Below are 13,860 nucleotides of genomic sequence, written 5' to 3'. Positions count from 1 at the left end.
CCTAAGCGGTCTTTTTTATATCAATTTCATCAAGCCACTGGCGCTAACGTAAACAACACCTGCCCTGTTTTCACAGTTTGCCCTTTTTCAATGCTAATCGCTTCAACCTTCATACGTTCAGGCGCAATAATTGGAATCTCAATCTTCATCGCTTCAATCACGGCAAGCGTAGCGCCTTCTTCCACAATATCCCCTGACTGACATTCAATTTTCCAAATTGAACCCGGCATATGTGATTCCACCGCACAGCCCCCTTCAGGCACTTCCACGCCTTCACTATCATCCACAGTATCAAGGCTTTCAGACACGTATTCTGCAAGTCCTGCCTCATGCCAACGACGACGTTCTGCATCAAAGTTGGCTTGTAGCACAGACTTAAATGCCGAAATGGACTCTTGGTTTTCAGTTAAGAAGTCGTTGTACTCTTTTAAGTTTAATACGCCTTCTTCAAGACGCAGTTTTAAGCGACCAGCTTTAAAGTCCTCACGCATCTGCATCAGTTCTTCTTCAGACACTTCATAGAATTTAATTTGGTCAAAGAAACGCAGTAACCACGGTTTGCCTTGCTCAAAGTCAGCATTTTTACGGTAGCGTGACCACATTTGCGTGGTACGACCAACAAACTGATAGCCCCCCGGACCTTCCATGCCATACACGCACATATAAGCACCACCAATGCCCACGGCATTTTCAGGGGTCCATGTACGTGCAGGGTTATATTTGGTCGTCACCAAACGCTGACGCGGATCAAGTGGTGTTGCGACAGGAGCACCGAGATAAACATCGCCCAAGCCCATGACCAAATAACTTGCGTCATACACCACATCTTTCACAGCTTGTTTATCTTTTAAGCCATTAATACGACGAATAAATTCGATATTGTCCGGACACCACGGTGCATCTGGACGAACGGTTTGCATATAGCGCTCGGTGGCAAGTTGCGTTTGTGAATCTTCCCAAGCCAGTGGTAAATATACAGTCCGTGATGGGACTTGCATCTCGGTCACATCAGGCAATTCAGCTTCAGCCACTTGCAATAAACGCAGTAAATCAAGCTGATCGAGTTTGATCGAGTCAAAATGGATTTGTAGCGAACGAATACCCGGTGTTAGGTCAATAATGCCCTGAATATTCTGTTTTTGAACCCATTGCATGAGGGCATGAATACGGAAACGTAAGTTTAGATCCAGCACCAATTCGCCATATTCCACCAACATGTAGTTGTTGCCGGCAGGACGATACACCACATCAGGCGCACCATTTTCACCTTTTAAGGTATCGAGAACCGCATTTTTTAGAGTTGCGAGTTCAGGATAGAAAGACTCATCAAATGCCACCGCTTCTGTATCTGAAGCTTCTAATTGCGCATGATATTTTTCATTTAAAAGTTTGGCTTGGTGATAGCTTACAGGGACAAATTTCACTTTATCACCCGCTTTAAGCTGACCGAGTTTCCATAGCTCAGAGTTGATCACCACCGCAGGACATACAAAGCCGCCCAAACTTGGGCCATCTGGACCCAAAATAATCGGCATATCACCGGTGAAATCAATCGCACCAATCGCATAGGCATTGTCATGAATATTCGATGGATGCAGACCCGCTTCACCACCATCCTCACGTGCCCATTCAGGCTTTGGACCAATTAAACGGATACCGGTCCGGCTTGAGTTAAAGTGAATCTCAAAAGTATTGGCAAAGAAGGTATCAATATCATTTTTAGTAAAGAAATCAGGTGCACCATGCGGGCCATACATCACCGCAATTTCCCATTCATGACTAAATGACGGCACTTGTTCAGGCGCAAGGCTTTTCACTTCATCACTTGTAAATGCCGTAATTGGAAGCATATCGCCAATCAGTAAGTTACGCCCTGCATGACCGCCAAACTGACCGAGGGTAAAGGTCGCTTGTGAGCCGAGATATTCAGGCACATTCAAACCTCCTTTGATGCCGATATAGGTGCGGCAACCTGTTGTAATTTTGCCACATTTTAAAATCTGACCTTTACGCACATTGATAGTTTGCCACATTGGCACAGACTGACCATCTAGAGTCGACGGCATATCGCCACCGGCAAGCACAATTTGACTGTCACAATGGAATTTTAACGTTGGACCTTGTAGCGTACATTCTAAGCCTGCAGTGTTATACGCATTGCCAAGCAATTGGTTCGCAACATTGAGTGATAATGGATCAATCGCACCTGATGGTGGCACACCAACATCCCAGTAGCCCAAACGTCCTGTAACATCTTGCACAGCAGTTTGAATGCCAGCTTGTAACACTTCAATCTTTTGGGTTTTCCATTCAAAAGTATTTAAGAAACGTGTGGTTTGTGTCCCTACTTTAAACACATCACAGTCGATAATGTTTTGTAAATATTCAAGATTGGTTTCAATCCCTGCAACTGAAGATTTCGCCAAAGTATCCGTCATGGCTTGAATCGCAGAAGAACGATCGCCTGCTGTGACAATGATTTTAGCAATCATCGGGTCATAGAATGACGATACATTCGAGCCTGTTTCTACCCATGTTTCATTACGGGCATTAGCATCAAACTCAACATGTGTCAGTAAACCGGCACTTGGTTGGAAGTTTTTGATTGGGTCTTCAGCATATAAACGTACTTGAATCGAATGACCATTAGATTCCAATTTTTTAGTTGGCGCGGTCCAATCACCGCTGGCTAATGTCACCATCCATTCCACCAAGTCCACACCAAAGACTTGCTCAGTCACACCATGTTCCACTTGTAGACGGGTGTTCACTTCCAAGAAATAGAATTCTTGGGTGTCTGTATCCATCACAAATTCAACCGTACCGGCAGAACGGTAGTTCACCGATTGCATCAGTTGAATGGCAACATTTTGGATATAGGCACGTTGTTCATCATTGATATGCGGTGCCGGGGTTTCCTCAATCACTTTTTGGTTACGACGCTGTACCGAACAATCACGCTCACCGAGTGCGATCACCTGCCCTTGGCCATCACCAAAAATTTGCACTTCGATATGACGGGCATTTTGCACAAATTTCTCTAAGTACAAACCGGCATCTTTAAAGTTGGCTTGGGCTAAATAAGACACGGTTGCATAAGCATCTTTCAGTTCAGCTTCATTCCATACCAAGCGCATGCCGATCCCACCGCCACCTGCGGTACTTTTCAGCATCACAGGATAACCAATACGATTCGCTTCCGTTAAGGCTTCAGCTTCATCCGCCAATAACTGACTACCCGGAAGTAGCGGTACATTGGCTTGAATCGCAAGTTCACGTGCCGTGTGTTTAAGACCAAAGGCACGCATCTGCGCAGAATTTGGTCCAATAAAAGCAACGCCTTGTGATTCACATAGGTCGCAGAATTCAGCATTTTCAGACAAGAAGCCATATCCCGGATGAATGGCTTGTGCGCCGGTTTGTTTAGCAACCTCTAAGATTTTTTCAACGTTTAAGTAGCTTTGGCTGGCTGGTGCTTCACCGATATACACCGCTTCATCCGCTAAAGTCACATGCAGTGAATCACGATCGGCCTCTGAATAGACTGCAACTGATTGGATACCGAGTTTTTTAAGGGTACGAATGACACGACACGCAATTGCACCACGGTTGGCGATCAAAACTTTATTCAATCCATATTTTTTAGTCATGGTTATGCGTCCTCGCCTTCACGGATGATCAATTGAATTTTGGTTGGGTTATAGGCATTACAAGGATTATTCAGTTGTGGGCAGTTGGAGATCAGCACGATTAAATCCATTTCCGCTTTAATTTCCACATATTTACCCGGTGCAGAAATACCATCATCAAACTTTAGATGCCCCTCAGAGGTCACGGGCACATTCATAAAGAAGTTAATATTTGGACCGATGTGACGCACGTTTAAGCCGTGTTTTTTCGCAATCGGATGCTGAGACAATGCAATCATGAAATTATTACGGCAGCTGTGCATTGGATATTTGTCATGTGCATAACGCACCGTGTTACTTTCACATGAACATGCCCCGCCTAAAGTATCATGACGACCGCAGTTATCATCATGAATGGTGGCAATTTTGTTGCCAAAGTTGGTGTATAAGGGTGTGCCTTTTTCTAAATAGATTTGTTGATTAATCGCTAAGGTATCAGTTGCGCTATAACGCTCTTCAGGGTTTGATGTCGAGATAAAGAGCGTATCCACCGCTTGGTTGCCTTCTAAATCCACAATACGGAAATATTGTCCTTTTTTGACTTCGCACATCCATGCTTCACCGGCAGGACATACTTCGCTAAGGACCGTTTTTTCTAAGCTGTTTTGTAAATTAGCTAAAGCTGTCATGATTATTCTCCCCAATTAAGCGCTGAGTGCGTAGTAACGATTATTGTTTTGAAATGCTCTCTGATTTTGCGGGCATGAATCACGACATATATCGTTGCCGCTTAAAGGAAGTGCTTTGTATAAAGACAATTGAACATCGGCAGGAGAATATTCAGCGCTGTAATCTAAAGCATGCGGTGCGGATGATAAAAACACCAAGCAATCCATTTCAATGCGGAGTTCAATCACTTGATTCGTATTGTCAGATGCTACATAGCTGAGATTACCATGGTCATCCGGTTGAACTTTAGAAAACAGATTTAACGTACTGCTCAGGTCTGTTGCAGATAAACCAAACTTGGTCATTTCAAGCAGTAAAGAATCTTTACCGTTACGGTACATGTCGTTGCGTGCATCTTGAAACGTTTTTGAACCAAATTGTTGTTCAATTTGCTGTGCATTGCATGGTGCACAAAATGCATCATTCCAACCGTGGTCATCTTTGACAATGGAAATCATCGCGCGACCAAGGTCCGATGCAAGGATATGCCCAGTGCTTAAAAATGCCGTATGTTGCCCTTTTAAGCTGTCTGGCATGTTATACCGTTCGAGCTTGTCTTCGCTATTGACGCAGTACAGTGCCACATTGGCATTTTTACCTAAGGCTTTGAGTTGTAATACTGCGCCACGCTGAATGCGTGCTGACCAGTGGTGTCCACCCGGTAAACGTTCTGTCCAAAGGACTTGATCTTCGTGATAATTTATTGTGCTCATATGCATCCATCCCAATCTTTTACGGTTTACCTCCCGGGCTTTTATCCCTCCGTGTAGCTTGAGCTTGCAACTTAAGCCGTGAACTCTCGGTCGCAGACCTACATGAAACTTCATGTATCGGAACCCTAGATCACTTTATGATTGAATAGATAGATGCAAAGGCTGTGCCAAAGTAATACTCTTTTGTGTTTTAGTATTACTGTCGCTTGATATATAACATTTCTCTTAGAGCTGATTGTATTGAACAGAACTTAATTCAAGTAAATCTGTTGAATCAGTCGGAGTAAAGAATACTCGGGAAGCACCGAAATTAACCTGCGTGCAATTTTCTTGTGCAAAGAAAAAAGCTAACACATGATTCTATTTTGTTTGTTATGAGCGGTTATTTTCTGATTGCTTAAGTAGGTTTAGACTCTGGTTGATATCACGCACAGTGATTAACCTAAAAATCATAACTAAGCTTCCAAGTGCTACGAACAAAAGAAATACAAGTAAAATGATTAAAGTCATCCCTGTGTTTAATGCACTATCTGAGGTATAACGAGCTAAAAACCAAGTAAAATTTGAAAATATAAAAAAAGCTAAAGAACCGGTGACGGTATATAAGGCACCATACGCTAACCCTTTAAAGACTAATTCCCGTTCTGAATAAATACATTGAATTTCTCCATTTTCAACTTTAAAAAATTTCCATGTAGTGCGAAGGGACTTCACTAAGTAAAAATAGTAATCTGCATATTTGCGTATAAGTATATCGGTTAAGAATGAAGGAATCTCAACACCGCCATTGAGTTGATCACTGGCAATTTTCTTCAAAAAAGGATCTATTGTTTTATTCGGACTTACAGAGATAAATTCTCGAATGTAAAAAGATGCAGCCTCATATAAATTTTTATTTTCATTAAAACTTCTCAGACTCACAAAATACGTTTTTCGACCGTAAAAGACAGCGACGATACCTATAAGCGTCGTACAAATAATCGAAAATAAGCTGAGATAGTCTGAGACTGAAAATGAAGGTATGAGTTGTATCATGGATATAATCTTAAATTTATAATGAATTGAGTTTTATAATTAAAAAAAACACTTAGATAAATGACCAAAATGGTGGACAATGGACTGAGATCAAATCGTTTACTTTCTACAAACAGATGATGAGTCCAATGTCTCGATGTCAGACATCAATCTTAGTTAAAAAAGTATAATCAAAAGCAAAAAAATCGTCTTCATACAAATAATAGCGACTATCTAATTTTCATCTTAACTTCGCTCATTATTTATATGAAGATTCATTCGAGGTTCAATCTTCACTTTATTCAGAATGATTAAACTTTCTTACATGTAATAAAGTTTTCTTGATTCTGAAAATTTAGCTAATTTTTTTATAAATGAATCGAAATAATCTTTTTCCTTATCTTCAGTTCGAAAACCTGCATATAAAGTACGCCTTAACCCCTCTGGTGCAACGCAATCTAGGCGACGTGAAGTGACCCACCCTTTGGTTTCATATTCGTTTACCACCCAATCTGGTAAAGCTGCGATTCCACGCCCACTTGCGACTAACTGAATCAGCATCTGGGTCAGATCTGTGGTTCGAATATTTTTTGGAAGAATATTTGCAGGAATGAACAACTTCGACATGATATCTAAACGATGTTTGTCTACTGGAAATGTAATCAGCGTTTCTTCAGCTAAATCTTGAACAGTAATGTTTTTTGCACGTACCAAAGGATGTGTTGTAGATAAAACAAGTCGTGATTCATATTCAAATACTGGGAAATATTCAACTCCTTTTAATGCAATTGGGTCTGCAGTAATCAACAAATCAAATTCGCCATTTTGTAGCAATTCATGAGGATTTGCTTCAAACCCTGATGCAAAATCTAAATCAACATCAGGATATTGGTTTCGATACTGATTTAATATCGGCATGAGCCAATCAAAACAACTATGGCATTCTGAAGAAAATGTAATTCTACCAGTTTGCCCATGGATAATACGCGTGATATCACTTTGAGCAATCTGAACTTGCGGTAAAATTTCATCCGCTAACTGCAACAGTCTTAAACCAACATTAGAAAAAGTAATTGGTCTCGTCTTGCGGTTGACGACTTCAACCCCCATCCACTGATCAAGCTCACGTAACTGATGAGATACGGCTGAAGGTGTAATGCAGAGATCACTCGCTGCAGCGACTAAAGAGCCATGCTCTCTCAAAGCCAATAGCATTTTCAAATGTTTTAGTTCGATCATATGGGAAAAAACTCAAATCATGATCCCTCTAGGGATATATTAAAATCTTCGCTTTAGCCCACATTAAATGAGCTATCTAGGCTGATAAGACATTTGGGTGAAATTAAATCAATCCTTTTACAAGGAAGATACTTCCTATGATAACCAACAAGACAGCGAAACATTTCTTTAACATTGCTGGCGATAAGGCATGTGCAGTTTTGGCACCAAATTTTGCTGTTATAAAACTCATCACACTAATGCCAATCAAAGCATAAATATGAACATACCCGATGGTATTCGGCACATTGATCTCAGCAGTCATACCAAAAACCATAAACCCTATAGCACCAGCTAGAGCTATTGGTAATCCACAAGCAGCAGATGTACCGACAGACTTTTGCATCACGACCCCATAACGATTCAGATATGGAACGGTCAGACTACCACCACCTATCCCAAAGAGTGCCGATGCAATCCCAATGACACTACCTGCTGCAACTTGCTGACTTGATGAAGGAAGAGCCATTGTTGAATTAACTGCTTTGTTCGCGCCTGTAAACATAGTATACGCCACCCAAATCAAAAATAAGCCGACCATGATTTGAAGATGTAATCCCGGTAACAAACCAGCAATTCCAGCACCTGCAAAACAGCCGATGGCCATGGGTGGAGCTAAATTTTTAAATACAGGCCATAGCACAGCACCATTTTTATGGTGTGCCATTAATGAGCTAATCGAAGTGACAACGATTGTTGCTAAAGATGTTCCTAGTGCCAGATGCATAATTACATCATGATCATAACCCATTTGGGTAAAGACAATAAAAAGTAGTGGCACAATAATCGTACCACCGCCTACACCAAACAGCCCAGCCGCAAAACCAGCAAATGCACCGATGATTAAAAAGGTTATAAGTTCCACAATAGACTAACTTTTAAAAAGATGAAGGGATTAAGGGGTTGAGTTAAGCGTGTTCCAACTGACCCACTTGATGATAAGCACGGTTAAAGTACACCAAACTTTCTTCTTGATTACTTTGCTTTACTGCAGTCACACGGCATAAAAAAATACTATGTGTACCGACTTGTTGAATATTCTCAATCTCGCAATCAAAACTGACTAAAGCATCTTCTAAAATCGGCGACCCAGTTTTTAAATCAATCCAATCACCTAGTCTGAAACGATCTTCTGAGCTGAGCTTGCTTGAAGCAAAAGCATTCGAAAGCTGTTCATGCTGAGTACTCAGTACGTTTACAGCTAAGACTTTATTTTCAACAAAATGTGCATGTGAACGAGAGGACTGATTCATACAGACTAATAGTGTTGGCGGAGTATCTGTGACACTACATACCGCAGATGCAGTAAAGCCATGCATCCCTGCTTCGCCTGTGGTTGTAATCACATTTACCGCAGTTGTAAGTAAAGACATTGCATTTCTAAAGTCTGTTGCTTCAATCATCTCTTTCATCTCAAATATACATATGACGTGTCGTACATTAGACAGAACAAATGATCTTGCGACGATTTGCCCTGATTAATGCAAGACTACGTTTGATTAAGCTTCTAGCTCTTTACGGACAATGGCAGCTCCAGCACTTAAAGCCTCAAGCTTGCCACGTGCCACTTGACGAGAGAGCGGCGTCATACCACAGTTCGTTGATGGATAAAGCTTATCCGCGTCCACAAATTGCAAAGCTTTACGCAGGGTATTCGCGACTTCTTCTGCGGTTTCAACTTGATTAGTTGCCACATCAATTGCACCTACCATGACTTTCTTACCACGAATCAATTCAATCAAATCCATTGGCACACGTGAGTTTTGGCATTCAAGCGAAATAATATCGAGCTTAGATTGTTGTAGCTTCGGAAATGACTCTTCGTATTGACGCCATTCATTACCCAAAGTTTGTTTCCAATCGGTATTGGCTTTAATACCGTAACCGTAGCAAATATGAACCGCAGTTTCACATTTTAAACCTTCAAGTGCACGCTCTAGGGTTGGTACCCCCCAATCATTTACTTCATCGAAGAATACGTTAAACGCCGGTTCATCGAATTGGATAATATCCACGCCTACTGCTTCGAGCTCTAAAGCTTCTTGGTTTAAAATTTTGGCAAATTCCCAAGCCAATTTTTCACGGCTCTTGTAGTGACCATCAAATAAAGTATCAATCATGGTCATTGGACCAGGCAACGCCCATTTAATTGGCTGATTGGTTTGGCTACGCAAGAATTTCGCATCTTCAACAAATACCGCTTGTTTACGAGAAACTTCGCCCACAACAGAAGGTACACTTGCATCATAACGATTACGAATACGCATGGTTTCACGCTTTTCGAAATCTACACCTTCAAGATGCTCAATAAATGTAGTGACGAAGTGCTGACGGGTTTGTTCACCATCACTCACGATATCAATACCAGCAGTGACTTGCTCATGTAATGATAATTTCAATGCATCACGTTTTGCCTCAAGAAGCTCTTCCCCTTCGAGTTTCCATGCAGACCATAGTTTTTCAGGCTCAGCTAACCAAGATGGTTTCGGTAAACTACCCGCAGTTGAAGTTGGGAGTAATAATTTCGGTGGTGTAAGTGCCATGTCTAATCTTCTTTCTCTAAATTCGTGAATCTGTATATCAATTGGATGTTTTAAGCAGCTGTTTCGACTTCGAAATTTTCAGCCCATTCATTTAAAATGTCTTGATAAGGCTTAATGAAATTTTCTTCTGTCCATTTACCTTGTTTGACTGCTAACTCAGCACGTTCTACACGGTCATAAACAATACGAGTTAGTGAGTAGTCGCCATAGCTTAAGCTTGGTTTATATTCCACGCCTGCTGGTGAGTTAGTATTGTAAATTTCAGGACGGTAGATTTTTTGAAAGCTTTCCATAGTTGCAATCGCACTGATCAATTCAAAATCAGTGTAATCACGAAGTAAATCTCCAGCGAAATAGAATGCGAGTGGTGCGTTACCACCTTCAGGTTTGAAATAACGTACACGTAAGCCCATTTTGGCAAAATATTCATCGGTACGTGAATATTCATCATTTTTGTATTCCACACCCAAAATAGGATGTACGTTGGTGGTACGGTAATAGGTTTTAGAGGTTGAAACACTTAAGCAAATTACCGGTTCTTTGTTGAATTCTGCTTTAAATACTGCTGAATTCACCAGATGTTTATACAATTTGCCATGTAGATTACCAAAATCTTCAGGTTTTTCACCCACGCCAAAACCCAACTGAGGCAATACCACACTGAAGTCATAATCACGCACATAAGATGAGAAGCTATTGCCAATCATACCTTCAATACGTTCACCTGTTTGGTGGTCAATCACCACACTTTTCAGTGTTTCAATAAATGGGAAAGTTTGTCCATTGCCTTCGATATCAATTTCTGCAGAAATGATGTCGATCTCAAGTGAATAGCGATCACCTTTAGGATTATCGACAGTCGCCAAGCTATTAAAACGGTTGTTGATCATCGCAAGTGTACGGCGCAGATTTTCCTGACGACTTTCACCACGAGCCAAATTAGCAAAGTTTGTAGTCAAACGTGTACTTTCTGCTGGCGTATAGTTTTCATCAAAACGGATACGTTTAATTGAACACTCAAATGCTGTACTCATGGAGATTGCCACCTAAAATTTTATAAGAAACTAAATTTCTGAATGGCTGTATTTAAACGTGAATAATAAAGTGAGTAAAACGATATAAATTCAGCTTAAGATGAGAATCCCTCATGTTAAAGCATATTCGCTATTTCAGGCTTAACCGTACTAATTCAGCCTCACATTTCCCAAAATCTAAGCATAGATAAGGTTTATTCAATATGAAATTAAATTGTTCATTGTCTTTATAGTATTGACGGATAAAAGTTAATTCTTGCCCGACTGTAATTCTGTCCCAGATGACAGGTTCAAGTTCAGCAATTTTATCTTTTGATGTATATGCTGATACGGTTGTTGAAGTCACTTTGCCTATGGTTTCTTTGCTGTGACGATGGCTATTGGGGGTTTTGATCAACAAGACAAATAACCATGCATCTTTATAAAGAATGTCTTGAACAATGAGATCAGCAACAGGTAATCCTTGTTTTAGTCGATATGTTCTTTGCCGACTGGTTAAATTTAATGAATATCGTTCGGTTAATTTATGAATAATCTTTTCAATATCAATTTTACCTAACTCAGTTTGCACTATAAATTTGCAGTAAAAATATGATCCTCTTGTGACCTTATCTTGAATTTTTTGTGCGGTGTATTTTGTGTGGGGCTGTAATCAATCATTTTATGTCATCCAACTATGCACTTTTCATGTCAATCAACAATCCACTTAAGTCCAAATTTCTTCATCCATTTTTGAATTGTTCATCAACAATAATTTTCTCTACATTTCCCATTTTGCTGAGCGCGTCAGCAATCAGCATTAATCAAATTGCGCTAGCACTGTCACCTCACGTTGTAAGGTGACAATAAAGTAGTTCCTAATGCGCATTACGAACCTTGATCAGCAAATCTTATACTTGTTTAAATAGTATATCAACATTATTGATATATTAAATTAACTTTGATAATATGGCTGCATATCAATCGAATTGTGGATTGACCATCCATTCCAACTTTCTTTTTTGAAGTTGTTTGAATGGCTGACCACCATTCAAAAACTTTGATACATATTGCCCTGAATATAAGACTAACCATCTTCATATTGCCGATGTAGCGGACTGCTGGGGAAACCTCGCTCGGTACGTTGCAACGGGGGCTAGAGGATTGCAATATCCTTTTTCTATCCGTTCATTCACTTTTTAAGAGTTCCAAGCAAATAAAAAGTGGTTGGGCGACAAGGAAACGGGAGCCTATAAGCGATTTATCGTGAAATGGTCATTTGGTTAGTAATAGCCAAGTTAGGTGTGAAATTATGAAAATAGTGGAACATTGAAACCCTGTTCAAAGTGATACAGTCAGGAGCAGCATAGGATGTGCGATAGTCTCCGTTAATAGCTGAATGTGTATGCTTGATCGAACAAGTTTTTTACTTGGAAAAGTATGCTCATTTCCAATCACGATGGCTGCTGAGAGTGCCGTAAGGTACTAGGGCTTTGAGGCTAACGCTGGAAAAGCTGGCACCATTTTGCGCAAGCTGAATGGATCGCTGGATAGCTTAAACGTGTAACGGCATTAATCGATAGATGCTGATTGGAGTGTAAGAGTTTTACCCTTTACAAAGTTGTGTATACATCATATCCCGATATTTTTAAGGAACTACGGTCGGGGGAAACAGGAAGTATGTATACAGGCGAGAGGATAAACGGTCTGCACATTAAGACACTTTGAAATAACTTGGGAAGCACTGAATAAAAAGGCTTAAATTGGTTAAAAGTCTGCTGTATTTTTTCAGTGTGGGAGCGATGGTGAGTAGCGCATATAAAGCAAGTATTTACTTGCGGAAATTGTGATACCAATCTTCATAGTAAGATTTGTATTAAATGAGATAGCTAGCTTAAAGCGAATCCTAAAACATTTCGATTTTTTCAGTCGGGATGCTCATTGCGAAAACTTGAGTCGGCACATGTGTGAGCATGTTGGACAATATGTAGAAAAGAAAGGTTAATGGAACACTGGTCGTGTTTCTCACTCGGGGATTGGTCTCCTTGTCTAGGCCGAGATTGGTACAGTGTAAGTATTCTGAAGTTTGGTCACTGATGAAAATATACTTATACGGGTTTGCCTGAGACTTAAATCAGGATAATGCTACACCAGCATGAAAAAATCGTGGCTTGTTCTTCCAGATTAGACAAGCATAAAACTATTGCCTAGCAGTAGAAATATGAAATGGAATATGGCCTAAGTCGGCATGAAAAAATTGAACCGCCAGTACAGGCGTAATCATCTGCTCAACAAAGAGCGTTAACAAATGCATTAGGCTCGATCCCTTAGGGACGAGCCTTGTCTAACTTTAGGACAAAGCCCTTCCTTTTACCACTCAAAACGTTCATTTCTCAATTTACTATCTTGATCATCTTTTTCTGATTGAATTTCTATACGCTTCAACCACACTTCTTCTTTCAAATTGATAAATGGTAAAAGTTTAGGGTGTGATAGCTTTAGTTTTTCTTTCAAGGGGTGAACCGTACCGGGTTTGTCGGAGACTTTTTTTATTTAAGTTAGGCCACCTGACCTAACGGGTTAATCTTATCATAGTACATTGCTTCAAACTCAAAAGGCGATACATAACCCAGTGCACTGTGTACACGCTTTTTATTGAACCAATCTACCCAGTTTAGTGTCGCAAGTTGTACATCTGCTAAACCTTGCCAATCTGCTTTTAAATATTCAATCACCTCTGTTTTGTATAAGCCATTCACCGTTTCAGCCAGAGCATTATCGTATGAATCACCCGTTGTACCGACTGATGCTCGTAAATTTGCAGCTTCTAAACGATTGGTATAGCGAATAGAAAGATATTGAACACCTCTATCGGAATGATGAATCACATTCTTTGGCATGCCTCGATCGTGCAATGCTTGCTCAAGTGCATCGAGCACCA

11 protein-coding genes and 1 riboswitch are annotated in these 13,860 nt (G+C 40.5%); all 11 genes read right to left on the bottom strand.

What is annotated here, in order from left to right; genetic code table 11:
- Positions 1–29: 29 nt before the first annotated feature.
- Positions 30–3,650, bottom strand: coding sequence for an urea carboxylase (gene uca / locus AC1M84_RS05200; protein WP_481594559.1), 3,621 nt, complete (start codon positions 3,648–3,650; stop codon positions 30–32).
- A gap of 2 nt (positions 3,651–3,652) precedes the next feature.
- Positions 3,653–4,318 (bottom strand): urea amidolyase associated protein UAAP2, encoded by a 666-nt coding sequence (locus AC1M84_RS05195; RefSeq protein WP_481592742.1) that lies wholly within the window; start codon positions 4,316–4,318, stop codon positions 3,653–3,655.
- A gap of 15 nt (positions 4,319–4,333) precedes the next feature.
- Complete coding sequence (locus AC1M84_RS05190; protein ID WP_481592743.1) at positions 4,334–5,071, bottom strand: urea amidolyase associated protein UAAP1; 738 nt, start codon at positions 5,069–5,071, stop codon at positions 4,334–4,336.
- Between the two features lie 28 nt (positions 5,072–5,099).
- A riboswitch (guanidine-I (ykkC/yxkD leader) is annotated at positions 5,100–5,211 on the bottom strand.
- A 232-nt stretch (positions 5,212–5,443) separates the two neighbouring features.
- Positions 5,444–6,106, bottom strand: coding sequence for a hypothetical protein (locus AC1M84_RS05185; protein ID WP_481592744.1), 663 nt, complete (start codon positions 6,104–6,106; stop codon positions 5,444–5,446).
- A gap of 300 nt (positions 6,107–6,406) precedes the next feature.
- Complete coding sequence (locus AC1M84_RS05180) at positions 6,407–7,324, bottom strand: LysR family transcriptional regulator (protein WP_180027730.1); 918 nt, start codon at positions 7,322–7,324, stop codon at positions 6,407–6,409.
- A gap of 103 nt (positions 7,325–7,427) precedes the next feature.
- The gene (locus AC1M84_RS05175) at positions 7,428–8,228 is read right to left on the bottom strand and encodes a sulfite exporter TauE/SafE family protein (protein WP_481594558.1); all 801 of its coding nucleotides are present in this window, start codon (positions 8,226–8,228) and stop codon (positions 7,428–7,430) included.
- 43 nt (positions 8,229–8,271) lie between these two features.
- Positions 8,272–8,766 (bottom strand): flavin reductase, encoded by a 495-nt coding sequence (locus AC1M84_RS05170; protein WP_481592758.1) that lies wholly within the window; start codon positions 8,764–8,766, stop codon positions 8,272–8,274.
- A 96-nt stretch (positions 8,767–8,862) separates the two neighbouring features.
- Positions 8,863–9,906 (bottom strand): methionine synthase, encoded by a 1,044-nt coding sequence (locus AC1M84_RS05165; RefSeq protein ID WP_481591114.1) that lies wholly within the window; start codon positions 9,904–9,906, stop codon positions 8,863–8,865.
- A gap of 50 nt (positions 9,907–9,956) precedes the next feature.
- On the bottom strand, positions 9,957–10,940 hold the full coding sequence (locus AC1M84_RS05160; RefSeq protein ID WP_481594557.1) for a putative oxygenase MesX: 984 nt from the start codon (positions 10,938–10,940) through the stop codon (positions 9,957–9,959).
- Positions 10,941–11,070: 130 nt separating this feature from the next.
- Positions 11,071–11,511: a hypothetical protein gene (locus tag AC1M84_RS05155; protein ID WP_481594556.1), complete on the bottom strand. Its 441-nt coding sequence runs from the start codon at positions 11,509–11,511 to the stop codon at positions 11,071–11,073.
- A gap of 1,966 nt (positions 11,512–13,477) precedes the next feature.
- Positions 13,478–13,860: integrase core domain-containing protein (locus AC1M84_RS05150; protein ID WP_481594555.1), on the bottom strand; the 383-nt coding region annotated here is incomplete at its 5' end.

It is taken from the genome of Acinetobacter sp. 24-47-66, assembly GCF_056779755.1.
Note: the sequence above shows the minus strand (reverse complement) of the source record. Positions and strands in the feature narration are given on the sequence as shown.